Origin of the sequence: Escherichia marmotae (assembly GCF_002900365.1) — a bacterium.
GTDB classification, from domain to species: domain Bacteria; phylum Pseudomonadota; class Gammaproteobacteria; order Enterobacterales; family Enterobacteriaceae; genus Escherichia; species Escherichia marmotae.
Window position 1 is genome coordinate 1,813,172 of sequence record NZ_CP025979.1, and the last position, 25,616, is coordinate 1,838,787.

The following is a 25,616-nucleotide window of genomic DNA, read 5'->3' on the forward strand; positions in this document are numbered from 1 at the left end:
AACCACCTCAACGCTACATTTGTAGCCGTATTGAAAACAGGACCACTGGCTGCCATGCAAGAGCAATACCGCCCGGAAGAGATAGAATCCAAAGTACAGCTTCACTGGGATGAGAAGCGCACATTTGAAGTAACCGAAGACGAGAGCAAAGAGAAGTATTACTGCCTGTCTATGCTTCCCTATCCTTCTGGTCGACTACACATGGGCCACGTTCGTAACTACACCATTGGTGACGTGATCGCCCGCTACCAGCGTATGCTGGGCAAAAACGTTCTTCAGCCGATCGGCTGGGATGCGTTTGGTCTGCCTGCGGAAGGCGCAGCGGTGAAAAACAACACCGCGCCAGCACCGTGGACGTATGACAACATCGCGTACATGAAAAACCAGCTCAAAATGCTGGGCTTTGGTTATGACTGGAGCCGCGAGCTGGCGACCTGTACGCCAGAATACTACCGTTGGGAACAGAAATTCTTCACCGAGCTGTATAAAAAAGGCCTGGTATATAAGAAGACTTCTGCGGTCAACTGGTGCCCGAACGACCAGACCGTACTGGCGAACGAGCAGGTTATCGACGGCTGCTGCTGGCGTTGTGATACCAAAGTTGAACGTAAAGAGATCCCGCAGTGGTTTATCAAAATCACCGCTTACGCTGACGAGCTGCTTAACGATCTGGATAAACTGGATCACTGGCCAGACACTGTTAAAACCATGCAGCGTAACTGGATCGGTCGTTCCGAAGGCGTGGAAATCACATTCAACGTTAACGACTATGACAACACACTGACCGTTTACACTACCCGCCCTGACACCTTTATGGGTTGTACCTACCTGGCGGTAGCGGCAGGTCACCCGCTGGCACAGAAGGCAGCAGAAAATAATCCTGAACTGGCGGCCTTTATTGATGAATGCCGTAACACCAAAGTTGCCGAAGCTGAAATGGCGACAATGGAGAAAAAAGGCGTCGATACCGGCTTTAAAGCTGTTCATCCATTAACTGGCGAAGAAATTCCGGTTTGGGCGGCAAACTTCGTATTGATGGAGTACGGCACTGGCGCAGTCATGGCCGTTCCGGGTCACGACCAGCGCGATTACGAATTTGCCTCTAAATATGGTCTGAACATCAAGCCGGTTATCCTGGCGGCTGACGGTTCTGAACCGGATCTCTCCCAGCAGGCGCTGACGGAAAAAGGCGTGCTGTTCAACTCTGGCGAGTTCAACGGTCTTGACCATGAAGCGGCCTTTAACGCCATTGCCGACAAACTGACGGCAATGGGCGTTGGCGAGCGTAAAGTTAACTATCGCCTGCGTGACTGGGGTGTTTCCCGTCAACGTTACTGGGGTGCGCCAATCCCAATGGTTACGCTGGAAGACGGTACTGTAATGCCAACTCCGGATGACCAACTGCCGGTGATCCTACCGGAAGATGTGGTGATGGACGGCATTACCAGCCCAATCAAAGCAGATCCTGAGTGGGCGAAAACCACTGTTAACGGTATGCCAGCACTGCGTGAAACCGACACCTTCGACACCTTTATGGAGTCCTCCTGGTACTATGCGCGCTACACTTGCCCGGAGTACAAAGAAGGTATGCTGGATTCCAAAGCAGCTAACTACTGGCTGCCGGTAGATATCTACATTGGTGGTATCGAACACGCCATCATGCACCTGCTCTACTTCCGCTTCTTCCATAAACTAATGCGTGATGCAGGTATGGTGAACTCTGACGAACCAGCGAAACAGTTGTTGTGTCAGGGCATGGTGCTGGCAGATGCTTTCTACTACGTTGGCGAAAACGGCGAGCGTAACTGGGTTTCTCCGGTTGATGCCATCGTTGAGCGTGACGAGAAAGGCCGTATCGTGAAAGCGAAAGACGCGGCAGGTCATGAGCTGGTGTATACCGGCATGAGCAAAATGTCCAAATCGAAGAATAACGGTATCGACCCGCAGGTAATGGTTGAACGTTATGGTGCGGACACCGTTCGTCTGTTTATGATGTTCGCATCTCCGGCAGATATGACGCTCGAATGGCAGGAGTCCGGCGTTGAAGGGGCTAACCGCTTCCTGAAACGTGTCTGGAAACTGGTTTACGAGCACACTGCAAAAGGTGATGTTGCGGCACTGAACGTCGATGCACTGACTGAAGATCAGAAAGCTCTGCGTCGCGATGTTCATAAAACTATCGCTAAAGTAACCGATGATATCGGCCGTCGTCAGACCTTCAACACCGCAATTGCGGCGATTATGGAGCTGATGAACAAGCTGGCGAAAGCGCCGACCGATAGCGAGCAGGATCGCGCGCTGATGCAGGAAGCTCTGCTGGCCGTTGTGCGTATGCTTAACCCGTTCACGCCGCACATCTGCTTCACCTTGTGGCAGGAGCTGAAAGGCGAAGGCGATATCGACAACGCGCCGTGGCCGGTTGCTGACGAAAAAGCGATGGTGGAAGATTCCACGCTGGTGGTTGTGCAGGTTAACGGTAAAGTCCGTGCCAAAATCACCGTTCCGGTGGATGCAACGGAAGAGCAGGTTCGCGAACGTGCTGGCCAGGAACATCTGGTGGCAAAATATCTTGATGGCGTTACCGTACGTAAAGTGATTTACGTACCGGGTAAACTCCTCAATCTGGTCGTTGGCTAAGCGCGGGAGGAAGCGTGCGATATCTGGCAACATTGTTGTTATCTCTGGCGGTGTTAATCACCACCGGGTGTGGCTGGCATCTGCGTAACACCACGCAGATTCCTTCCACAATGAAAGTCATGATCCTGGACTCTGGCGACCCGAACGGGCCGTTAAGCCGTGCGGTGCGTAATCAGTTGCGTCTGAACGGTGTTGAGCTACTTGATAAAGAAACTACACGCAAGGATGTCCCATCTCTGCGTCTGGGCAAAGTGAGCATCGCGAAAGATACCGCCTCTGTATTCCGTAACGGTCAAACAGCAGAGTATCAGATGATCATGACGGTGAATGCGACCGTATTGATCCCTGGCCGTGACATCTACCCGATTAGCGCCAAAGTCTTCCGTTCGTTCTTCGATAACCCGCAAATGGCGTTAGCGAAAGATAATGAGCAGAGCATGATCATTCAAGAGATGTACGACCGTGCCGCCGAACAGCTTATTCGTAAGCTGCCAAGCATTCGCGCTGCGGATATCCGTTCCGACGAAGATACGTCGACAACAACGGATACTACAGCAACGCCTGCACGCGTCTCCACCACACTGGGTAACTGATGATTCGGTTGTACCCAGAACAACTCCGCGCGCAGCTCAATGAAGGGCTGCGCGCGGCGTATCTTTTACTTGGTAACGATCCCCTGTTGTTGCAGGAAAGCCAGGACGCTGTTCGTCAGGTGGCCGCAGCACAAGGATTCGAAGAACACCACACTTTCTCCATTGATCCCAACACGGACTGGAATGCGATTTTTTCGTTATGCCAGGCCATGAGCCTGTTCGCCAGTCGACAAACGCTGTTGCTGTTATTACCAGAAAATGGGCCAAATGCAGCGATCAATGAACAACTATTCACGCTCACCGGACTTCTGCATGACGATCTGCTGTTGATCATACGCGGCAATAAGTTAAGTAAAGCGCAGGAAAATGCCGCCTGGTTTACCGCACTTGCCAATCGAAGTGTGCAGGTAACCTGTCAGACGCCGGAACAGGCTCAGCTCCCTCGCTGGGTTGCCACGCGAGCCAAACAGCTCAACCTGGAACTGGATGACGCCGCAAATCAGGTACTCTGCTATTGTTATGAAGGTAACCTGTTGGCGCTGGCACAGGCACTGGAGCGATTGTCGTTACTCTGGCCTGACGGCAAACTGACGCTGCCACGCGTTGAGCAAGCGGTGAATGATGCCGCGCATTTCACCCCTTTTCATTGGGTTGATGCTTTGTTAATGGGCAAAAGCAAGCGCGCGTTGCATATTCTTCAGCAACTGCGTCTGGAAGGCAGCGAGCCGGTTATTTTGTTGCGCACGTTACAACGTGAACTGTTGTTACTGGTTAACCTGAAACGCCAGTCTGCCCATACGCCATTACGCGTGTTGTTTGATAAGCATCGCGTTTGGCAGAACCGCCGGGGCATGATGGGTGAGGCGTTAAATCGCCTAAGCCAGCCGCAGTTACGTCAGGCCGTGCAACTTCTGGCACGAACGGAACTCACCCTCAAACAAGATTACGGTCAGTCGGTGTGGGCAGAGCTGGAGGGGTTATCTCTTCTGTTAAGCCATAAACCACTGGCGGACGTATTTATCGATGGTTGATATGAAATCTTTACAGGCTCTGTTTGGCGGCACCTTTGATCCGGTGCACTATGGTCATCTTAAACCCGTGGAAACACTGGCGAATTTGATTGGTCTGACGCGGGTTACTATCATCCCTAACAATGTTCCTCCGCATCGTCCGCAGCCGGAAGCGAACAGCGCACAGCGAAAACACATGCTTGAACTGGCGATTGCCGACAAGCCTCTGTTTACCCTGGATGAACGCGAGTTAAAGCGCAATGCCCCCTCTTACACTGCACAAACACTAAAAGAGTGGCGGCAAGAGCAAGGACCAGATGTGCCGCTGGCGTTTATTATCGGTCAGGATTCATTGCTGACCTTTCCGACCTGGTACGAATACGAAACTATTCTCGACAATGCACACTTGATTGTCTGTCGGCGTCCCGGTTATCCGCTTGAAATGGCGCAACCACAGTATCAACAGTGGTTGGAAGATCATTTGACGCATAACCCGGAAGATCTGCATCTTCAGTCTGCCGGTAAAATTTATCTTGCTGAAACGCCGTGGTTTAACATTTCTGCGACCATTATCCGCGAACGTTTGCAAAACGGTGAATCGTGTGAGGATTTGTTGCCGGAATCAGTATTGACCTACATTAACCAACAAGGCTTGTATCGCTGATACCTGTCATCACGGAGGGAATGATGCGACTATGGTTAATTCGTCATGGAGAAACGCAAGCGAATGTCGATGGTTTATATAGTGGTCATGCGCCAACGCCACTGACCGCGCGCGGTGTCGAGCAAGCGCAAAGCCTGCATACCCTGCTGCGTGATGTTCCCTTCGATATAGTTTTATGCAGTGAACTGGAACGTGCGCAGCATACCGCGCGGCTGGTTCTCAGCGATCGTCAGCTCTCCCTACACACCGTCCCTGAACTCAACGAAATGTTTTTTGGTGACTGGGAGATGCGGCACCATCGCGATTTGATGCAAGAAGATGCTGAAAATTACAGCGCGTGGTGCGATGACTGGCAGCATACCATCCCGACTAACGGTGAAGGGTTTCAGGCGTTTTCGCAACGCGTAGAGCGCTTTATCGCCGGGCTTAAGGAATATCAGCAATATAAAAATATATTAGTCGTCAGCCATCAGGGCGTGTTGAGCCTGTTAATTGCCCGTTTAATTGGCATGCCCGCCGGGGCAATGTGGCATTTTCGCATCGACCAGGGATGCTGGAGCGCCATTGATATCAACGAAACATTTGTAACCTTGCGTGTCCTCAATAGCCGTGCCATCGGGTTCGAGAGCGCATGACTTTTCTGTTTTTTTACGGGTAAGCCGCAACGACCATTGACAGCCCCGGGCAGGCTGATATTCTCCGCAGCCAGACTTTTTCCGCTAAACACGACTTTGTAGAAATTGTTTTACAAAAATGGCGATGCAATCTGCGGCGCGGGGTGGGATGATAGCCCACTTTCGAAGCCGATTCGGAGACAATTGTCCCGAAATCGCCTCTGGTTCAGGTATACTGACAGACCATTTTTATCTTTTTTGATTCACCCAGGGGGAAAACTTGCAGGGTAAAGCACTCCAGGATTTTGTTATCGACAAAATTGATGACCTCAAAGGTCAGGACATCATCGCCTTAGACGTTCAGGGCAAATCCAGCATCACCGACTGCATGATCATCTGTACGGGTACATCCAGCCGTCATGTCATGTCTATTGCCGACCATGTGGTGCAGGAGTCCCGTGCAGCGGGTCTGTTGCCGCTCGGCGTTGAAGGTGAAAACAGCGCTGACTGGATCGTCGTCGATCTGGGCGATGTGATTGTCCATGTTATGCAGGAAGAGAGCCGTCGCCTGTATGAGCTGGAAAAACTCTGGAGTTAATGTGTGAAGCTGCAACTTGTCGCCGTAGGAACGAAAATGCCGGACTGGGTACAAACCGGTTTTACCGAGTACCTGCGTCGTTTTCCAAAAGATATGCCTTTTGAGCTGATTGAAATACCGGCCGGAAAACGCGGCAAGAACGCGGACATCAAGCGCATACTCGACAAAGAGGGTGAGCAAATGCTGGCAGCCGCAGGTAAAAACCGCATTGTCACCCTCGATATTCCAGGCAAGCCCTGGGACACGCCGCAGTTAGCCGCTGAACTGGAACGCTGGAAACTCGATGGCCGCGACGTCAGCCTGCTTATTGGCGGGCCGGAAGGGTTATCGCCTGCCTGTAAAGCAGCAGCAGAACAAAGCTGGTCGCTTTCCACGCTGACACTCCCCCATCCGCTGGTTCGCGTACTGGTCGCAGAAAGTCTGTACCGGGCGTGGAGCATCACCACCAACCATCCTTATCATCGTGAGTGATAAGAAAGTTTTGAGTAGAAAACGCAGCGGATGAAACTACAGAACTCTTTTCGCGACTATACGGCAGAGTCCGCGCTGTTTGTGCGCCGGGCGCTGGTCGCCTTTTTGGGGATTTTGCTGCTGACCGGCGTGCTTATCGCCAACCTGTATAATCTGCAAATTGTTCGTTTTACCGATTATCAGACCCGTTCTAATGAAAACCGCATCAAGCTGGTGCCTATCGCCCCCAGCCGCGGCATTATATACGACCGTAACGGCATCCCTCTGGCACTCAATCGCACTATCTATCAGATAGAGATGATGCCAGAGAAAGTCGATAACGTGCAGCAAACGCTGGATGCCCTGCGCAACGTGGTTGATCTGACCGATGACGATATTGCAGCCTTCAGAAAAGAGCGCGCACGTTCACACCGTTTTACCTCCATACCGGTGAAAACTAATCTGACCGAAGTACAAGTTGCACGCTTTGCCGTCAATCAGTACCGTTTTCCGGGGGTGGAAGTGAAAGGCTATAAACGCCGTTACTATCCCTACGACTCAGCACTGACGCATATCATCGGTTACGTCTCGAAAATCAATGATAAAGATGTCGAACGCCTGAATAATGACGGCAAACTGGCCAACTATGCCGCGACGCATGACATTGGTAAGTTGGGAATTGAGCGTTATTACGAAGACGTGCTGCACGGTCAGACGGGTTATGAAGAAGTTGAAGTTAACAACCGTGGTCGCGTTATCCGCCAGTTAAAAGAAGTCCCACCGCAAGCCGGGCACGATATTTACCTGACGATTGATCTCAAACTCCAGCAGTATATTGAGACACTGCTGGCAGGCAGTCGTGCGGCTGTCGTGGTCACCGATCCGCGTACAGGTGGCGTTCTGGCGCTGGTTTCCACGCCAAGCTATGACCCGAACCTGTTTGTTGACGGCATCTCCAGCAAAGATTATTCCGCGTTGCTGAACGACCCGAACACACCGCTGGTGAACCGCGCCACGCAGGGGGTTTATCCGCCAGCCTCGACTGTTAAGCCGTATGTAGCTGTTTCTGCGCTTAGCGCGGGCGTCATTACCCGCAATACCAGCTTGTTCGACCCCGGCTGGTGGCAACTACCGGGTTCGGAAAAACGTTACCGTGACTGGAAAAAATGGGGGCATGGCCGCCTGAATGTCACGAGATCGCTGGAAGAATCTGCGGATACCTTCTTCTATCAGGTTGCCTACGATATGGGGATCGATCGCCTTTCCGAATGGATGGGTAAATTCGGTTACGGTCATTACACCGGTATCGATCTTGCTGAAGAACGTTCCGGTAACATGCCTACCCGCGAATGGAAACAGAAACGCTTTAAAAAACCGTGGTATCAGGGTGACACCATTCCGGTCGGTATCGGTCAGGGTTATTGGACTGCAACCCCTATCCAGATGAGTAAAGCACTGATGATCCTGATTAACGACGGTATCGTGAAGGTTCCACATTTGCTGATGAGCACCGCCGAAGATGGCAAACAGGTGCCGTGGGTGCCGCCAAATGAACCGCCAGTTGGCGATATTCATTCAGGTTACTGGGAGCTGGCAAAAGATGGCATGTTCGGGGTTGCCAACCGCCCTAATGGCACGGCGCATAAATACTTTGCCAGCGCACCGTACAAAATTGCGGCGAAATCTGGTACGGCGCAGGTCTTCGGTCTGAAAGCGAACGAAACTTATAATGCGCACAAAATTGCCGAACGTCTGCGTGACCACAAACTGATGACCGCATTTGCACCGTATAACAATCCGCAAGTGGCTGTCGCTATGATTCTGGAAAACGGCGGCGCGGGCCCGGCGGTCGGTACGCTAATGCGCCAGATCCTCGACCACATTATGCTTGGCGATAACAACACCGATCTGCCTGCGGAAAATCCAGCGGTTACCGCAGCGGAGGACCATTAATCATGACGGATAATCCGAATAAAAAAACATTCTGGGATAAAGTCCATCTTGATCCCACAATGCTGCTGATCTTACTGGCATTGCTGGTCTACAGTGCTCTGGTAATCTGGAGCGCCAGCGGCCAGGATATCGGCATGATGGAGCGTAAAATTGGCCAAATCGCAATGGGTCTGGTCATTATGGTGGTCATGGCGCAAATCCCTCCGCGCGTCTATGAAGGCTGGGCACCCTATCTCTATATCATCTGTATTATTTTACTGGTGGCAGTAGATGCCTTTGGTGCCATATCCAAAGGCGCTCAACGCTGGCTGGATCTCGGTATCGTCCGTTTCCAGCCATCGGAAATCGCCAAAATAGCCGTACCGTTGATGGTAGCTCGTTTTATCAACCGTGACGTTTGTCCACCATCGTTAAAAAATACCGCCATCGCGCTGGTGCTGATTTTTATGCCAACACTGCTGGTGGCAGCGCAGCCAGACCTGGGGACATCAATCCTCGTTGCGCTTTCCGGGTTGTTTGTGCTTTTCCTCTCTGGCCTTAGCTGGCGCTTGATTGGCGTTGCGGTGGTGCTGGTAGCAGCATTCATTCCAATTCTGTGGTTCTTCCTGATGCATGATTACCAGCGCCAGCGCGTAATGATGCTCCTTGACCCGGAATCAGACCCACTCGGCGCGGGCTATCACATTATTCAGTCTAAAATTGCTATTGGCTCTGGTGGATTACGCGGCAAAGGCTGGCTGCACGGCACTCAGTCACAGCTTGAATTTCTGCCCGAACGCCATACCGACTTTATCTTCGCGGTACTGGCGGAAGAACTGGGGTTAGTAGGCATTTTGATTCTGCTCGCCCTCTACATTCTGTTGATCATGCGCGGACTGTGGATAGCCGCCAGAGCGCAAACCACCTTTGGTCGCGTCATGGCTGGCGGTTTAATGCTGATATTATTCGTTTATGTCTTCGTAAATATTGGTATGGTAAGCGGTATTCTGCCGGTTGTAGGGGTTCCGCTCCCACTGGTCAGTTATGGAGGATCGGCGCTCATAGTGCTGATGGCTGGGTTTGGGATTGTTATGTCAATCCACACCCACAGGAAAATGTTGTCGAAAAGCGTGTAAGAGGTGTGCAATGCGTAAGCAGTGGCTCGGGATCTGCATCGCGGCAGGAATGCTCGCGGCATGTACAAGCGATGATGGTCAGCAACAGACGGTAAGTGTGCCGCAGCCTGCGGTATGTAACGGCCCAATAGTTGAGATTGGCGGGGCAGAACCGCGTTTCGAACCACTGAACGCGACGGCGAATCAGGATTACCAGCGCGATGGCAAAAGCTACAAAATCGTGCAGGATCCTTCTCGCTTTAGTCAGGCGGGCCTGGCTGCTATTTATGATGCCGAACCTGGCAGCAATCTGACGGCCTCAGGTGAAGCATTCGATCCGATGCAGCTAACAGCGGCGCACCCGACGTTGCCGATCCCCAGCTATGCGCGAATCACTAACCTGGCTAACGGTCGGATGATTGTGGTGCGCATTAACGATCGTGGTCCTTATGGCAATGATCGCGTAATTTCGCTTTCTCGCGCAGCAGCCGACCGTCTTAACACGTCGAACAACACCAAAGTTCGCATCGACCCCATTATTGTGGCGCAAGATGGTTCGCTGTCTGGTCCCGGTATGGCCTGCACCACCGTCGCCAAGCAAACTTACGCCCTGCCCGCACCACCTGATTTAATCGGCGGAGCGGGAACAAGTTCAGTATCTGGCCCGCAGGGCGATATTCTTCCCGTCAGCAATTCGACGCTGAAAAGCGAAGATCCAACCGGAGCCCCGGTAACCAGCAGCGGCTTCCTCGGCGCGCCAACCCCCCTGGCACCTGGCGTGCTGGAAGGCAGTGAACCGACGCCTGCACCACAGCCCGTGGTCACAGCACCGGCTACAACGTCAGCAATGGTGACACCACAAGCCGCGTCGCCAGCCTCCAGCGGTAACTTTATGGTGCAAGTTGGCGCCGTTAGCGATCAGGCGCGCGCGCAACAGTATCAGCAGCAGTTAGGACAGAAGTTCGGAGTACCCGGGCGTGTGACGCAAAACGGCGCAGTCTGGCGTATTCAACTTGGCCCATTTGCCAGCAAAGCCGAAGCCAGTGCTTTGCAGCAACGTTTACAAACCGAAGCCCAATTACAGTCATTTATTACCACCGCGCAGTAGCGTAAAGCAGGCATCTGAAATGTCAATTTCTGTAAATGACATTAACAAAGTCACGCGGAAAGTCAGATGCCTGGCGGTAGTGCATTTGCTATAGTAGGGCACTTTTTTAATTCCATCACGGATGTCGTAGTTCAGACCATGAATACCATTTTTTCCGCTCGTTTCATGCAGCGCCTGGCGCTCACCACGGCTCTTTGCACAGCCTTTATCTCTGCTGCACATGCCGATGACCTGAATATCAAAACTATGATCCCGGGTGTACCGCAGATCGACGCGGAGTCCTACATCCTGATCGACTATAACTCTGGCAAAGTGCTCGCTGAGCAAAATGCAGATGTCCGCCGCGACCCTGCCAGCCTGACAAAAATGATGACCAGCTACGTTATCGGTCAGGCGATGAAAGCAGGTAAATTTAAAGAAACGGATTTAGTGACCATCGGTAACGACGCCTGGGCTACCGGTAACCCGGTGTTCAAAGGTTCTTCACTGATGTTCCTCAAACCTGGTATGCAGGTACCGGTTTCACAGCTGATCCGCGGTATCAACCTGCAATCCGGTAACGATGCTTGTGTGGCGATGGCAGACTTTGCCGCCGGTAGTCAGGATGCTTTTGTTGGCCTGATGAACAGCTACGTTAACGCGCTGGGTCTGAAAAATACCCACTTCCAGACTGTACATGGTCTGGACGCTGACGGTCAGTACAGCTCCGCACGTGATATGGCGCTGATCGGACAGGCGTTGATTCGTGATGTGCCAAATGAATACTCTATCTATAAAGAGAAAGAGTTCACCTTTAACGGTATTCGTCAGCTCAACCGTAACGGCCTGCTGTGGGATAACAGCCTGAATGTTGACGGTATCAAAACCGGTCACACTGACAAAGCAGGTTACAATCTTGTCGCTTCCGCGACAGAAGGTCAGATGCGTCTGATCTCCGCAGTCATGGGCGGGCGCACTTTCAAAGGCCGTGAAGCCGAAAGTAAAAAACTGCTGACCTGGGGATTCCGTTTCTTCGAAACCGTTAACCCGCTGAAAGTCGGCAAAGAATTTGCCTCTGAACCGGTATGGTTTGGTAATACTGACCGCGCTTCGTTAGGTGTCGATAAAGATGTTTACCTGACTATTCCGCGTGGCCGCATGAAAGATCTGAAAGCCAGTTACGTGCTGAACAACAGCGAACTGCATGCGCCGCTGCAGAAGAATCAGGTGGTCGGCACAATTAACTTCCAGCTTGACGGCAAAACCATTGAACAGCGTCCGCTGGTAGTGTTACAGGAAATTCCGGAAGGTAACTTCTTCGGTAAAATCATTGATTACATTAAATTAATGTTCCATCACTGGTTTGGCTAAAAATTGAACACTTGAAAGTGTAATTTCCGCCCCCATATACTAAACATCAGTAAAAACTCCCGCCTTCTGGCGGGAGTTGCTATTTAATTACGTTACGCCGGAGCTGACATGAAAACCAAACTTAACGAACTGCTTGAATTCCCTACTCCGTTTACCTACAAAGTAATGGGGCAGGCGTTACCTGAGCTGGTTGATCAGGTGGTTGAAGTGGTACAGCGCCATGCGCCAGGTGACTACACCCCAACGGTAAAACCAAGCAGCAAAGGCAACTACCACTCGGTATCTATCACTATCAACGCCACTCATATCGAGCAGGTTGAAACTCTGTATGAAGAGCTGGGCAAAATCGATATTGTCCGCATGGTACTGTAATTCGTTTCTCCGTTACCCGGCCCTGGTCGGGTAACTCCCCTCCCCCCGCTGTGATATACTTTTTCTCCTCTTTTACTCATTCTCCACGGAGATGCCGTTTTGTATCAGGATAAAATTCTTGTCCGCCAGCTCGGCCTTCAGCCCTATGAGCCTATTTCACAGGCTATGCATGAATTCACCGATACCCGCGATGAAAACACCCTGGATGAGATCTGGTTGGTAGAACATCCCCCTGTATTTACTCAGGGGCAGGCGGGGAAAGCAGAACATATCTTAATGCCGGGCGATATTCCGGTGATCCAAAGCGACCGTGGCGGTCAGGTGACTTATCACGGCCCAGGTCAGCAGGTGATGTACGTTCTGTTCAATCTTAAACGCCGCAAACTGGGCGTGCGTGAGCTGGTGACCTTACTCGAACAAACGGTCGTTAATACCCTGGCTGAACTGGATATTGAAGCGCATCCTCGTGCTGATGCCCCTGGGGTCTATGTCGGGGAAAAGAAAATTTGCTCACTCGGCTTACGTATTCGTCGCGGTTGTTCATTTCACGGTCTGGCATTAAACGTCAATATGGATCTTTCTCCATTTTTACGCATTAACCCTTGTGGCTATGCGGGAATGGAAATGGCTAAAATATCGCAATGGAAACCTGATGCGACAACCGATAATGTAGCACCGCGTTTGCTGGCAAATATTTTAATGCTGCTAAACAACCCTGTCGTAGAATACATCCCTGTTTAATGGCTCTCATAAATGGCCCAACTTACACTGGGTCATTGCTTTCCCGCCCACGTTTATGTCCTCTTTAGCCGTTGCTGGCCTCTGGAGAGATAGCCCTTTCCAACATTAAATGAAGAGCAAATTGATTTTGCTGTTCATTACAAACGATTCATCCGCCCCCCCTACTTCACGGTGAATGATTGATGTTACCGATAACGCATTTTGAAAAAAGTATTGTTACAGCCAGTTCACAGCGTAGAACGATAAAATGGCACAATCCAACAACAATTTTACATTTTCGCGACCGCTTTGGCTGCTTTCAGGTTCGTTTCAATGATATACTGCCAGTCGTTAATTCAAAAATAGTTGATAATTGCAACAATCTATTGAATTGAAACGCTTTCCTTCGTAATTCGCAACTGGAACACGCACGCTATGAGTAAACCCATTGTGATGGAACGCGGTGTTAAATACCGCGATGCCGATAAGATGGCCCTTATCCCGGTTAAAAACGTGGCAACAGAGCGCGAAGCCCTGCTGCGCAAGCCGGAATGGATGAAAATCAAGCTTCCAGCGGACTCTACACGTATCCAGGGCATCAAAGCCGCAATGCGCAAAAATGGCCTGCATTCTGTCTGCGAGGAAGCCTCCTGCCCTAACCTGGCGGAATGCTTCAACCACGGTACAGCAACGTTTATGATCCTCGGCGCTATTTGTACCCGCCGTTGCCCTTTCTGTGACGTTGCCCACGGTCGCCCGGTAGCTCCGGATGCCAATGAGCCGGTGAAACTGGCGCAGACCATTGCCGATATGGCACTGCGCTATGTGGTTATCACTTCCGTTGACCGCGATGACCTGCGCGATGGCGGTGCTCAGCATTTTGCAGATTGCATTACTGCCATCCGGGAAAAAAGCCCGGAAATCAAAATTGAAACTCTGGTGCCGGATTTCCGTGGTCGTATGGATCGCGCGCTGGATATTCTGACCACCACACCGCCAGACGTGTTCAACCATAACCTGGAAAACGTACCACGTATTTACCGTCAGGTACGCCCGGGTGCAGATTACAACTGGTCGCTGAAACTGCTGGAACGCTTTAAAGAAGCGCATCCGGAAATCCCGACCAAATCTGGTCTGATGGTAGGTCTGGGTGAAACCAATGAAGAAATTATTGAAGTAATGCGTGATCTGCGTCGTCATGGCGTGACCATGTTAACGCTGGGGCAATATTTGCAGCCAAGCCGCCATCACCTGCCGGTTCAACGTTACGTTAGCCCGGATGAGTTCGACGAAATGAAAGCCGAAGCGCTGGCGATGGGCTTTACCCATGCTGCATGCGGTCCGTTTGTCCGCTCTTCTTACCACGCCGACTTGCAGGCGAAAGGGATGGAAGTTAAGTAATCCTGTAATAATTACTTACATCTGTCTGATAAAAAACCCGCTATCTGAAGCGGGTTTTTTTATCGAACAAGATATTGAGGGAGCGTCCTGCTCGCCACGTCACTCTTTATGAGAGAGCTTTTCAGCCTGAAGATCAACATCTGCGCTTTTCTTCGCCGCAGCATCGTCGTCATTCATCGCTTTCTTGAATCCCTTAATGGCCGCTCCAAGGTCTCCGCCCAGCGTACGTAACTTCTTAGTCCCAAACAGCAGAACGACCAGTGCCGCAACTACCAGCAGTTTGGTAATACTAATCTCACCCATAGATACCTTCTTGACATAAAACAGGCAGCAGAACGCGCCTTAAAAACCAGAGAATATTAACGGTCATTCGACGCGCGCACACAATAGCAATCTGTAACAAGGTGAATCAAGCACCGAGTAAAAAAACATCATAATAATTGCGGTGGCGCAAACCGTCGGTTGTTTAAGACGGGGAGTTGCGCGCGCACCTGACGCACACGTTCGGGCGTCACTTCCGCCATAATGAGTGCAGGCATTTCAGCCGCTGCGGCAATAGTGACACCAAAAGGATCAATGATACGGCTTTGCCCGATGTTTTTGTTACCACACTCCCCCGCCGCCACCATATAACAGGTGGTATCCAGAGCACGAGCGGTGAGTAAGGTTGACCAGTGATGCTCTTTCAGCGGTCCGCGAACCCAGGCAGCGGGAAGTACAAGGATTTCTGCTCCCTGTAAAGCCTGTGCCAACGCCAGCTCCGGGAAACGCAAATCATAGCAAGTCATCAGACCGACTTTCATCCCCTCCACGTCCAGCAGTGGAGCAACCATATCCCCGGCATCCACGTGACGCGATTCCTGAATGGAGAACGCATCATAAAGATGCAGTTTGGCATAACGTGCGATGATTTTTCCCGCCTGGAGGGCCACCAGCATATTCCACGCGCGCCCCGGCGTTGAAGGAACATGAATCGTCAGAATCGTCGTCATCATGTTACGTTTACTTTCTCGCAGTAAACGTTCGAGAAATTCACCTTCCAGCAACTGTGCTGATTTAACAGACAGATCGGGATCATGATCGTCTCGTGCCAGCAGGGCTTCCGGCAGGACAAACAAAGAGACATCGCTTTCCGCCGCCTGCGCCATCAACGAGGCGCAAATTTCAGCGTTCTTTTCCCATACCGATGTAACAGCAAACTGTCCTGCGGCAACCAGCATTACTACCTCCTGTCAGAGTCGTAAAATTCGCCAACGACGATTATTCGGCGTTACACTTATCACTCATACAAATCAAATAGCAGGATTTTGCAGTGTTACAACTCCTTTTAGCAGTTTTTATTGGCGGTGGTACGGGAAGCGTGGCGAGATGGCTGTTAAGTATGCGGTTTAACCCGCTGCATCAGGCTATTCCGTTGGGGACGCTGGCAGCAAACCTGATTGGGGCATTCATCATTGGAATGGGATTTGCCTGGTTTAGCCGGATGACGAACATTGATCCCGTGTGGAAAGTGCTAATCACTACCGGGTTTTGTGGCGGGCTGACGACTTTCTCTACATTTTCAGCAGAAGTGGTATTTTTGTTGCAAGAAGGACGCTTTGGCTGGGCGTTACTGAACGTCTTCGTTAACCTGTCAGGTTCATTTGCCATGACCGCGCTGGCTTTCTGGCTTTTTTCGGCGTCAACAGCACATTAAAGGCAAAAAAAACCCGCTGATTAAGCGGGTTTTGAATTCTTGCTGACGTATCTTACAGAGCGATTACGTTTGCAGCAGAAGGGCCTTTGGCACCGTTAGTGATTTCGAACTCTACGCGCTGACCTTCAGCAAGAGTTTTAAAACCATTAGTCTGGATTGCAGAGAAGTGTACAAACACGTCTTTGCTGCCGTCTTCCGGAGTAATGAAACCGAATCCTTTGGACTCATTAAACCACTTAACGTTACCTTTAATCTTAGACATCAAAATTACCTTTACATGAAAAATAGACACAAATGCTGTGTCGGTTACCAGTACACCAATTGTGGTACGCTTTGTCCAGTGCAACTTTGCTAAAAAGTGATAAAAGTCGCGTTATTTTTGATGCTCCTTGCCTTACATTATGTTTTTTAAGGCTTTTATAAAACCGCAGCTTGTCTAAAACTGAAACCGCATCCAGGCAAAGTAAACATTGCCATTGTTGTAGATACCAGGGATGTAAGTCATCTGAAAGATAGCCAGCGGCTTTCACGGCCCTATCCAGCAACAGGCTCCCATTTATTCCACGAATCCTCAAATGTCATCACGTACAAACCGTGCCAGTTGCCTTCCTCATCCCAACGCGACTAACCGAAACCGCCGCCCCACGTTTTTAGTTATAGCGATCAGCTTTTTCTTTATCGTAAGCGAAACGTGCATGCCTGGTGATGGCAGGAATATACAAATCATATGTTCTGGCTGCCGTCAGGTTGCTGCGACATTCTCTCTAAATGCCGTAATCCATTGTTCTGTACAGACAGAAATTTCATCACGCTGATTAACTTAATAAAAACAAAGGGAATTACGGTAATACATTCACTTATATCCATTAGTGACTATAAAATATTTATCAAAAATTCACTTCCAGCATAGCTGGACTAAAATGAACATAACCGTATTAACACCTACATAAAGAATACCATTAATATTTTATAGGCTTACACAAATAAATATCACCAAATTATTCTGGAGACTTAAGCAATATTTCCTTCCAAATGACAACTTAAGCAAAAAAAATCTTCCCCGACATAGACAGCAATAAACAAAAGAAAAAACCTCTTGCTTTTTAATCAGATGCAATGACAAGCTAACAAATAAACATCACTAACACTACCAGCGCGCACACATGAGCGCATATTTTTCAAACAAGTAAAGAAACCATTATCGAATAATTTAACAAAATCACATCATTAAGTTATCAATTAATACACATTGTCACACTGGTAATTACCAACTATAAAAATTCATTTTGTTATTCATGTATAAAAAACAACAACATCAATGTATTAATGGTCGCTTTTCTTGATTTTAATCAGCATTCACCACCCATTTGTTCGGCATATTTTTCACTAGTTTTAGGAATTTGTTATTATTTATCTTGGAGTCTGGAAACAGGAAAAATTATGCTGACAGTTATTGAGCTCCTTATTGGAGTTGTAGTTATTGTGGGTGTAGCTCGCTACATCATTAAAGGGTATTCCGCCACCGGGGTGTTATTTGCAGGCGGTCTGTTATTACTGATAATCAGTGCCATTATGGGGCACAAAGTTTTACCATCCAGCCAGACTTCAACGGGCTACAGCGCCACGGATATCGTTGAATACATTAAAATATTACTGATGAGTCGCGGTGGCGACCTCGGCATGATGATCATGATGCTGTGTGGCTTTGCCGCTTACATGCCCCATATCGGCGCAAACGATATGGTCGTCAAACTGGCGTCAAAACCATTGCAGTACATTAACTCCCCTTACCTGCTGATGATTGCCGCCTATTTTGTTGCCTGTCTGATGTCACTGGCAGTTTCCTCCGCAACCGGCCTGGGCGTTTTACTGATGGCAACGCTGTTCCCGGTCATGGTGAACGTTGGTATCAGTCGCGGCGCGGCGGCTGCCATTTGTGCCTCACCTGCGGCGATTATTCTCGCGCCGACTTCAGGTGATGTGGTACTGGCGGCGCAGGCTTCCGAAATGCCGTTAATTGACTTCGCCTTCAAAACGACACTGCCAATCTCAATTGCTGCAATTATCGGCATGGCGATTGCCCACTTTTTCTGGCAGCGCTATCTGGACAACAAAGAGCACATTTCCCATGAAATGTTAGATGTCAGCGAAATCACGACCACCGCTCCTGCGTTTTACGCCATTCTGCCGTTCACCCCAATCATTGGCGTGCTGTTTTTTGACGGCAAATGGGGGCCGCAATTGCACATCATCACCATTCTGGTGATATGTATGCTAATTGCCTCCATTCTGGAATTTATTCGCAGCTTTAATACGCAAAAAGTCTTTTCTGGCCTGGAAGTGGCTTATCGTGGCATGGCTGATGCCTTCGCTAACGTGGTAATGCTATTAGTTGCCGCCGGTGTTTTTGCCCAGGGCCTTAGCACCATTGGCTTTATCCAGAGCCTGATCTCAATCGCTACCTCATTCGGTTCAGCGAGCATTATCCTCATGCTGGTGCTGGTTATCCTGACGATGCTGGCGGCGGTGACTACTGGTTCCGGCAATGCGCCGTTCTATGCATTCGTTGAGATGATCCCGAAACTGGCGCACTCTTCCGGAATTAACCCGGCATACCTGACAATTCCGATGCTACAAGCATCAAACCTGGGTCGTACACTTTCGCCAGTCTCTGGCGTGGTGGTTGCGGTTGCCGGAATGGCGAAAATTTCACCTTTTGAAGTGGTAAAACGCACCTCGGTGCCGGTGCTTGTTGGGCTGGTAATTGTCATCGTGGCCACGGAGTTGATGGTCCCCGGTACAACCGCCGCCGTTACTGGTAAGTAATTCTCTGGCCGGAGGCGTGCTTCCTCCGGCACTCTCTTCACCCACTGTGGTAAATACGCTGCGGTCTGCCGACTTTGCCGTGAACAATCTCGGCAATAACCAGATGGCGGCTGGCACAATATTCGAGATAACGTCTGGCGGTAGTGCGGCTGATGGTCAATGCCTGTGCTACCGTCTCCGCCGTATGTTGCACATCCGGCTCTTTGAAAAGTTTCCGCACTGCATTCAGTGTCAACGCATCAATACCGGTCGGAAGATCGTCCTTCGGTTCCCCGCGAGCATAAGCATTAAACATCTCATCAATTTGCTTTTGACTGGCACTATCAATACTTTCCAGCATATATTTACGCTGGCGAAAGCGGGTCAATGTCTGCCCCAGACGCTCATAAGCAATTGGCTTGATCAGATAATCAAACACACCGCAGCGTACTGCTTCAGACACCGTTTCCATATCGCTGGCAGCAGTAGTAAACACCACATCGCCGGGATAATGCGCCTGCACCAGCTCATGCAGCAAATTAATACCTCTACCGTCAGGGAGATAGTTATCCAGCAAGATAAGCCCCGGCTTAAAACGCTCGATCATCATTCGGGCCTGCGCCAGGTTTCCCGCCAGCAATATCTGACTGAATCCAGGGATGTGACGAATATATTCCGCATGCATCTCTGCCAGCGGCGTCTCGTCCTCAACGATCAATAGAGTTAATGGAGCTGTCATTAGGTTTCACTTTCGGAATATAGATTGAAAATAAAGTACCGCAGGGATCATTATCTTCGAGAGTGATAACTCCCCCGCAGCGCGTTACATAGCTGGCAATAAGATACAACCCAATGCCATGCTCACCGGGTTCATCAGCACGCGTACTGACGCCCTGCTCAAATATTTTGTCGCGCAGAGACTCTGGGACGCCGCAACCCTGATCGGCCACTTCAATCACCACATAATCGCCTTCGTCGCTCAGATATAATTCGACGATCTTATTCCCTTTATCGTTGCGCAGACTGGCTTCGAAGGCATTGTCGAGTAAGTTGCCCACAATCGCCGCAAACTCAGTGCTGTCCAGCCCTGGCGGCAGTTGGGAAAGCTGGCTGCCGGGGACGATTGTCATTTTTAGCCCCAGTTCACGAGCGCGCTGCACTTTACCAAACAGCAACCCCGCCACCTGGCGATCGACAAATGCCTCGCGCAGGCTGTCAATAAGCTGTTGCTGAGCCTGAGACTCTCCCTGAACCATCGCCAGCACGCGATCATACTCTTTCATTTGCAACAGACCATTGAGCGTAGACATCCAATTGAGATGTTCATGACGCAATGTGCGCAGGCTTTCGACGTATTGTTTAATTTGCGTCAGTTGCGCATTAAGGGTGGAAATTTCGTCTTTACTACGAAAGCTGATTATTGCCCCCAGCAAATCATCACCAGAACGAATAGCTTCCCGATTAGCAATGACGCTCAGGCCGTTAAAATTTGTCACCACATCCTGGCGTTTTTCATCAATCTGCTCGATGAAGAAATCGGCGGGCCTGACCACTTCAGCAATGGGTCTGCCCAGCCACTGCCGTCCGGGAGAACTCAGCCCCAGCATCTTTCTTGCGTTACGGTTGATGGCGGTAATGTAACCGTGTGGATCCACCGCAATCAGTCCTTCATAAACAGAACTAAATAGCGCCTCTTGCTGACGAACCACGCGCGCAATTTGCTTCGGTTCCATCCCCATCATCTGGCGGCGAATATGCGCGGCTAAGAACCACGATAACAGCATCAGAATGCCCAACAGCACGACAAACACGCCTGCCATCGGTAATAAAAATTCGGCGCGCCAGCTATCGATTTTACTGACCAGATAACCCACCGACACCACGCCGATGACGTTGTCATCATCATCAAAGATCGGTGTTTTGGCGCGCATCGCCATACCTATCGACCCTTTACCCGTAATGAAGTAACTCTCTCCTTTCTCCAGTGCGCCGGGTTTGGTGAATTGCATAGGATGACCAATTTTCTCCGGATTAGGATGGTAAAGGCGGATCGAGTCGCGGTCGCCAATCACCACATAATCGAAATCAGTATCTCTTTGTAACTTGTTGGCAATGGTCGCCAGTCGTTTGTAGTCACGCGTTTTAACCGCCGTGATGATGCTGTCATTGGAGGCAATAATTTTTGCCTGATTCATTGCCATGTCACGCACATGGAGCGTTAAATAGTCCTCGAAACTGGCCGTAAAATATTGCGCCAGTGCTGCGATGACAAATATTGAGAACACCAGAATCAGCAGGAAGATACGCAGCGGAAATGCCAGTCGTTGGAAAAAAGCAAACTGTTTATTCTCATTAAACTGCAACATTGTTTTCCTTGCGGGGTAAACCCTGTTTTTGGTGAATGTAATTAAAATGTTGAATCTTGACAGATAAAAATAAAATATAATCGTGGCAAAATTCATTCATTAAATCAATTAAACAACTTAAAACCACGCGCCAATTCGCAATTACATTAATTAAAAAACTTAAAACCATTAAATAAATAAAAAACCACTAACTCTATGTGAAATAAATCAAAATTTCTCACTGCAATACTCCTTAGGATGTATAGCAAAAGGAGAAACAGATATACCTCACTCGCAGCCCTTTCTCCCAACTGAAAATAAATGATTACCAACTTGCAACATTCATTGCAAATTGATAACAACACATACCTTCAGGATACGACTTATTATGTTCGGCAATGATATTTTCACCCGGGTAAAACGTTCAGAAAATAAAAAAATGGCGGAAATCGCGCAATTTCTACATGAAAATGATTTGAGCGTTGACACAACAGTCGAAGTATTTATTACCGTAACCCGCAATGAAAAACTTATCGCTTGCGGTGGAATTGCCGGAAATATTATTAAGTGCGTGGCTATCAGTGAATCTGTTCGCGGTGAAGGACTGGCGCTGACATTAGCCACCGAACTAATAAACCTAGCCTATGAACGGCACTGCACACATCTGTTTATTTATACCAAAACCGAATACGAAGCGCTGTTCCGCCAGTGCGGTTTCTCCACGCTGACCAGCGTACCAGGCATGATGGTACTGATGGAAAACAGTGCCACGCGGCTGAAACGCTATGCTGAATCGCTGAAAAAATTTCGTCATGAAGGGAAGAAGATTGGCTGCATAGTGATGAACGCCAATCCCTTTACTAACGGCCACCGTTATCTGATTCAACAAGCCGCAGCACAGTGCGACTGGCTGCATCTATTTTTAGTCAAAGAAGATTCTTCGCGCTTTCCCTATGAAGACCGGCTGGATTTGGTGTTGAAAGGCACCGCTGATATTCCGCGCCTGACAGTGCATCGCGGTTCCGAGTACATCATTTCCCGCGCCACGTTCCCTTGCTACTTCATTAAAGAACAGAGCGTCATTAACCATTGTTACACCGAAATTGATCTGAAGATTTTCCGTCAGTACCTCGCTCCTGCGCTTGGCGTAACTCACCGCTTTGTCGGTACTGAACCGTATTGTCGCGTGACCACCCAGTACAACCAGGATATGCGCTACTGGCTGGAAACACCGACTATCTCAGCACCGCCCATCGAACTGGTTGAAATTGAGCGACTGCGTTACCAGGAGATGCCGATATCCGCTTCACGGGTGCGCCAACTACTGGTGAAAAACGATCTCACGGCTATCGCGCCGCTGGTCCCGACAGCCACGCTGCATTACTTGCAGAATCTGCTTGAACACTCCCGCCACGACGCGGCAGTTCGTCAAAAGACCCCCGCATAAAAAACAGGTGAAAAATGAAAATAAACCAGCCCGCCGTTGCAGGCACCCTAGAGTCTGGGGATGTGATGATACGCATCGCCCCACTCGATACGCAGGATATCGACCTGCAAATCAACAGCAGCGTTGAGAAACAGTTTGGCGATGCAATTCGTAGCACCATTCTGGACGTTCTTGCCCGCTATAACGTGCGCGGCGTACAGCTAAATGTCGATGACAAAGGCGCACTGGACTGCATTTTACGTGCACGACTGGAAGCTCTGCTGGCGCGCGCCAGCGGTATCCCGGCTCTGCCATGGGAGGATTGCCAATGATTTCCGCTTCGTTGCAACAACGTAAAACCCGCACCCGCCGCAGCATGTTGTTCGTACCTGGCGCTAATGCCGCGATGGTCAGCAACTCTTTCATCTACCCGGCTGATGCCCTGATGTTCGATCTCGAAGACTCCGTGGCACTGCGCGAAAAAGACACCGCTCGCCGCATGGTCTACCACGCGCTGCAACACCCACTGTATCGCGATATCGAAACCATCGTGCGTGTTAACGCGCTGGATTCTGAATGGGGCGTTAACGACCTGGAAGCTGTCGTTCGCGGCGGCGCAGACGTTGTACGTCTGCCGAAAACCGATACCGCTCAGGACGTTCTGGATATCGAGAAAGAAATCCTGCGCATTGAAAAAGCCTGCGGTCGTGAACCGGGTAGTACCGGTCTGCTGGCAGCGATTGAATCTCCGCTGGGCATTACCCGCGCGGTAGAAATCGCTCACGCTTCCGAGCGCTTAATCGGTATCGCGCTGGGCGCAGAGGACTATGTGCGCAACCTGCGTACAGAACGCTCCCCGGAAGGAACTGAGCTGTTGTTTGCTCGCTGCTCCATTTTGCAGGCCGCGCGCTCTGCCGGTATTCAGGCGTTTGACACCGTCTATTCCGACGCCAACAACGAAGCCGGATTCCTGCAAGAAGCTGCCCACATCAAGCAACTGGGCTTTGATGGCAAATCGCTGATCAACCCGCGTCAGATTGATCTGCTGCACAACCTCTACGCACCAACCCAGAAAGAAGTGGATCACGCACGCCGCGTCGTAGAAGCCGCTGAAGCCGCTGCTCGCGAAGGCCTCGGTGTGGTTTCTCTGAACGGCAAGATGGTTGACGGTCCGGTTATCGATCGCGCCCGTCTGGTGCTCTCCCGCGCAGAACTTTCCGGCATCCGCGAAGAATAAGGCAATCAAAATGACGCATAAAATTGAACAATCTCAACGACAAGAACGGGTAGCGGCCTGGAATCGTCACGCTGAATGCGATCTTGCCGCTTTCCAGAACTCACCGAAACAAACTTATCAGGCAGAAAAAGCGCGCGATCGCAAACTGTGCGCCAACCTGGAAGAAGCGATTCGTCGTTCTGGTTTGCAAGATGGCATGACCGTCTCTTTCCACCACGCTTTCCGCGGTGGTGACCTGACCGTCAACATGGTGATGGACGTCATCGCGAAAATGGGCTTTAAAAACCTGACCCTGGCATCCAGTTCCCTGAGTGATTGCCACGCGCCACTGGTAGAACATATTCGTCAGGGCGTGGTAACCCGTATTTATACTTCCGGTCTGCGCGGCCCACTGGCAGAAGAAATCTCCCGTGGTCTGCTGGCTGAACCAGTGCAAATCCACTCCCACGGCGGTCGTGTGCATTTGGTGCAGAGCGGTGAACTGAACATCGATGTGGCCTTCCTCGGCGTCCCATCCTGTGATGAGTTCGGTAATGCCAACGGCTACACTGGCAAAGCCTGCTGCGGCTCCCTCGGCTATGCGATGGTCGATGCCGACAATGCAAAACAGGTCGTGATGCTCACCGAAGAGCTGCTGCCTTATCCGCATAACCCGGCAAGCATTGAACAGGATCAGGTTGATCTGATCGTCAAAGTTGATCGTGTTGGTGATGCCGCGAAAATCGGCGCTGGCGCGACCCGTATGACCACGAACCCGCGCGAACTGCTGATTGCCCGCAGCGCCGCGGACGTGATTGTCAACTCCGGCTACTTCAAAGAAGGTTTCTCCATGCAAACCGGCACCGGCGGCGCATCGCTGGCGGTAACGCGTTTCCTGGAAGACAAAATGCGTAGCCGTGACATTCGCGCCGATTTCGCCCTCGGCGGCATCACCGCCACGATGGTTGATCTGCATGAAAAAGGTCTGATCCGCAAACTGTTGGACGTACAGAGCTTTGACAGCCACGCCGCACAATCACTGGCCCGTAACCCGAATCACATCGAAATCAGCGCCAACCAGTATGCCAACTGGGGTTCTAAAGGTGCATCAGTTGATCGTCTCGATGTAGTGGTACTGAGCGCGCTGGAAATTGACACCCAGTTCAACGTTAACGTGCTGACTGGTTCTGACGGCGTACTGCGCGGTGCTTCCGGCGGTCACTGCGATACCGCAATTGCCTCTGCGCTTTCCATCATCGTCGCGCCACTGGTTCGCGGTCGTATTCCAACTCTGGTGGATAACGTGCTGACCTGCATTACCCCTGGCTCCAGCGTCGATATTCTGGTCACCGACCTCGGTATCGCTGTTAACCCGGCACGTCCGGAACTGGCAGAACGTCTGCAGGAAGCGGGAATTAAAGTGGTTTCCATTGAGTGGCTGCGTGAACGTGCGCGTCTGCTGACCGGTGAACCACAGCCGATTGAATTCACCGACCGCGTCGTTGCCGTCGTGCGTTACCGCGATGGCTCGGTGATTGATGTTGTACATCAGGTGAAGGAATAA

General features: G+C 50.5%; 25 protein-coding genes and 2 pseudogenes. 21 read left to right on the forward strand and 6 right to left on the reverse strand.

All coding sequences use genetic code 11. The annotated features are described in order from the left end of the window. Nucleotides 1-54 precede the first annotated feature (54 nt). From leuS to lipA, 15 genes and pseudogenes are all read left to right on the forward strand, one after another. Entirely contained in the window at nucleotides 55-2,637 is a 2,583-nt protein-coding gene (gene leuS / locus C1192_RS09500) for a leucine--tRNA ligase (protein WP_001366479.1), read from the forward strand. Between the two features lie 14 nt (nucleotides 2,638-2,651). Further along, on the forward strand, nucleotides 2,652-3,230 hold the full coding sequence (lptE, locus tag C1192_RS09505) for an LPS assembly lipoprotein LptE (RefSeq protein ID WP_038355251.1): 579 nt from the start codon (nucleotides 2,652-2,654) through the stop codon (nucleotides 3,228-3,230). Next, nucleotides 3,230-4,261, forward strand: coding sequence for a DNA polymerase III subunit delta (holA, locus tag C1192_RS09510; protein WP_000620521.1), 1,032 nt, complete (start codon nucleotides 3,230-3,232; stop codon nucleotides 4,259-4,261). The genes lptE and holA overlap by 1 nt, the downstream gene beginning before the upstream one ends. Before the next feature lies 1 nt (nucleotide 4,262). After that, nucleotides 4,263-4,904, forward strand: a complete 642-nt coding sequence (gene nadD / locus C1192_RS09515) for a nicotinate-nucleotide adenylyltransferase (RefSeq protein ID WP_010380730.1) — start codon at nucleotides 4,263-4,265, stop codon at nucleotides 4,902-4,904. Nucleotides 4,905-4,927: 23 nt separating this feature from the next. After that, a complete protein-coding gene (locus C1192_RS09520) occupies nucleotides 4,928-5,539 on the forward strand; it encodes an adenosylcobalamin/alpha-ribazole phosphatase (protein ID WP_016248457.1) in 612 nt (203 codons plus the stop codon). A 259-nt stretch (nucleotides 5,540-5,798) separates the two neighbouring features. Next, nucleotides 5,799-6,116 carry a ribosome silencing factor gene (rsfS, locus tag C1192_RS09525; RefSeq protein WP_001161664.1) on the forward strand — a complete coding sequence of 106 codons (318 nt, stop codon included), beginning with the start codon at nucleotides 5,799-5,801 and terminating at the stop codon, nucleotides 6,114-6,116. A gap of 3 nt (nucleotides 6,117-6,119) precedes the next feature. Then, nucleotides 6,120-6,587 carry a 23S rRNA (pseudouridine(1915)-N(3))-methyltransferase RlmH gene (gene rlmH / locus C1192_RS09530; RefSeq protein ID WP_000776105.1) on the forward strand — a complete coding sequence of 156 codons (468 nt, stop codon included), beginning with the start codon at nucleotides 6,120-6,122 and terminating at the stop codon, nucleotides 6,585-6,587. Between the two features lie 30 nt (nucleotides 6,588-6,617). Then, nucleotides 6,618-8,519, forward strand: coding sequence for a peptidoglycan DD-transpeptidase MrdA (mrdA, locus tag C1192_RS09535; RefSeq protein WP_038355250.1), 1,902 nt, complete (start codon nucleotides 6,618-6,620; stop codon nucleotides 8,517-8,519). 2 nt (nucleotides 8,520-8,521) lie between these two features. After that, nucleotides 8,522-9,634: a peptidoglycan glycosyltransferase MrdB gene (mrdB, locus tag C1192_RS09540; RefSeq protein WP_000131717.1), complete on the forward strand. Its 1,113-nt coding sequence runs from the start codon at nucleotides 8,522-8,524 to the stop codon at nucleotides 9,632-9,634. Between the two features lie 10 nt (nucleotides 9,635-9,644). Beyond that, entirely contained in the window at nucleotides 9,645-10,721 is a 1,077-nt protein-coding gene (rlpA, locus tag C1192_RS09545) for an endolytic peptidoglycan transglycosylase RlpA (protein ID WP_038355249.1), read from the forward strand. 138 nt (nucleotides 10,722-10,859) lie between these two features. Next, nucleotides 10,860-12,071 (forward strand): D-alanyl-D-alanine carboxypeptidase DacA, encoded by a 1,212-nt coding sequence (gene dacA, locus C1192_RS09550; protein WP_010380725.1) that lies wholly within the window; start codon nucleotides 10,860-10,862, stop codon nucleotides 12,069-12,071. Between the two features lie 108 nt (nucleotides 12,072-12,179). Next, nucleotides 12,180-12,443, forward strand: a complete 264-nt coding sequence (ybeD, locus tag C1192_RS09555; protein WP_000850550.1) for a DUF493 family protein YbeD — start codon at nucleotides 12,180-12,182, stop codon at nucleotides 12,441-12,443. A 99-nt stretch (nucleotides 12,444-12,542) separates the two neighbouring features. Then, a complete protein-coding gene (gene lipB, locus C1192_RS09560) occupies nucleotides 12,543-13,184 on the forward strand; it encodes a lipoyl(octanoyl) transferase LipB (RefSeq protein WP_000284037.1) in 642 nt (213 codons plus the stop codon). 42 nt (nucleotides 13,185-13,226) lie between these two features. Further along, nucleotides 13,227-13,389 (forward strand): annotated as a pseudogene (locus tag C1192_RS25675) (YbeF family transcriptional regulator); the annotation flags it as partial. A gap of 209 nt (nucleotides 13,390-13,598) precedes the next feature. After that, a complete protein-coding gene (lipA, locus tag C1192_RS09570; protein ID WP_038355248.1) occupies nucleotides 13,599-14,564 on the forward strand; it encodes a lipoyl synthase in 966 nt (321 codons plus the stop codon). A 99-nt stretch (nucleotides 14,565-14,663) separates the two neighbouring features. Here lipA and tatE read toward each other — a convergent pair whose 3' ends face one another. Both tatE and C1192_RS09580 read right to left on the reverse strand, forming a co-directional pair. Next, on the reverse strand, nucleotides 14,664-14,867 hold the full coding sequence (tatE, locus tag C1192_RS09575; RefSeq protein WP_000503933.1) for a twin-arginine translocase subunit TatE: 204 nt from the start codon (nucleotides 14,865-14,867) through the stop codon (nucleotides 14,664-14,666). Nucleotides 14,868-14,995: 128 nt separating this feature from the next. Beyond that, a complete protein-coding gene (locus C1192_RS09580) occupies nucleotides 14,996-15,784 on the reverse strand; it encodes a deaminated glutathione amidase (protein WP_038355247.1) in 789 nt (262 codons plus the stop codon). A gap of 92 nt (nucleotides 15,785-15,876) precedes the next feature. Between C1192_RS09580 and crcB the strand changes: the two genes are divergently transcribed. After that, nucleotides 15,877-16,260, forward strand: coding sequence for a fluoride efflux transporter CrcB (crcB, locus tag C1192_RS09585; RefSeq protein WP_000939742.1), 384 nt, complete (start codon nucleotides 15,877-15,879; stop codon nucleotides 16,258-16,260). 52 nt (nucleotides 16,261-16,312) lie between these two features. Here the strand turns inward: crcB and cspE are convergent, their stop codons facing one another. Together cspE and pagP are read right to left on the reverse strand one after the other, a co-directional pair. Continuing rightward, entirely contained in the window at nucleotides 16,313-16,522 is a 210-nt protein-coding gene (gene cspE, locus C1192_RS09590; RefSeq protein WP_000034825.1) for a transcription antiterminator/RNA stability regulator CspE, read from the reverse strand. 174 nt (nucleotides 16,523-16,696) lie between these two features. Beyond that, a pseudogene (pagP, locus tag C1192_RS09595) lies at nucleotides 16,697-17,127 on the reverse strand (lipid IV(A) palmitoyltransferase PagP). Between the two features lie 573 nt (nucleotides 17,128-17,700). On the opposite strand from pagP, the gene dcuC reads away from it, so the two are divergent. Then, nucleotides 17,701-19,086: an anaerobic C4-dicarboxylate transporter DcuC gene (dcuC, locus tag C1192_RS09605; protein ID WP_038355246.1), complete on the forward strand. Its 1,386-nt coding sequence runs from the start codon at nucleotides 17,701-17,703 to the stop codon at nucleotides 19,084-19,086. A 37-nt stretch (nucleotides 19,087-19,123) separates the two neighbouring features. On the opposite strand, the gene dpiA is transcribed toward dcuC, so the two are convergent. Together dpiA and dpiB are read right to left on the reverse strand one after the other, a co-directional pair. Beyond that, nucleotides 19,124-19,804: a two-component response regulator DpiA gene (gene dpiA, locus C1192_RS09610; RefSeq protein WP_038355245.1), complete on the reverse strand. Its 681-nt coding sequence runs from the start codon at nucleotides 19,802-19,804 to the stop codon at nucleotides 19,124-19,126. Continuing rightward, a complete protein-coding gene (gene dpiB / locus C1192_RS09615; RefSeq protein WP_038355244.1) occupies nucleotides 19,773-21,431 on the reverse strand; it encodes a sensor histidine kinase DpiB in 1,659 nt (552 codons plus the stop codon). The genes dpiA and dpiB overlap by 32 nt, the downstream gene beginning before the upstream one ends. Before the next feature lie 367 nt (nucleotides 21,432-21,798). Between dpiB and citC the strand changes: the two genes are divergently transcribed. Genes citC through citF form a run of 4 tightly spaced genes read left to right on the forward strand, consistent with a single transcriptional unit; the run spans nucleotide 21,799 to nucleotide 25,616 of the window. Next, nucleotides 21,799-22,857 carry a [citrate (pro-3S)-lyase] ligase gene (gene citC, locus C1192_RS09625; protein WP_038355243.1) on the forward strand — a complete coding sequence of 353 codons (1,059 nt, stop codon included), beginning with the start codon at nucleotides 21,799-21,801 and terminating at the stop codon, nucleotides 22,855-22,857. Nucleotides 22,858-22,871: 14 nt separating this feature from the next. Continuing rightward, entirely contained in the window at nucleotides 22,872-23,168 is a 297-nt protein-coding gene (gene citD / locus C1192_RS09630) for a citrate lyase acyl carrier protein (protein ID WP_000700699.1), read from the forward strand. Continuing rightward, entirely contained in the window at nucleotides 23,165-24,073 is a 909-nt protein-coding gene (gene citE, locus C1192_RS09635; RefSeq protein ID WP_000622357.1) for a citrate (pro-3S)-lyase subunit beta, read from the forward strand. The genes citD and citE overlap by 4 nt, the downstream gene beginning before the upstream one ends. 10 nt (nucleotides 24,074-24,083) lie before the next feature. Further along, the gene (gene citF / locus C1192_RS09640) at nucleotides 24,084-25,616 is read left to right on the forward strand and encodes a citrate lyase subunit alpha (protein ID WP_038355242.1); all 1,533 of its coding nucleotides are present in this window, start codon (nucleotides 24,084-24,086) and stop codon (nucleotides 25,614-25,616) included.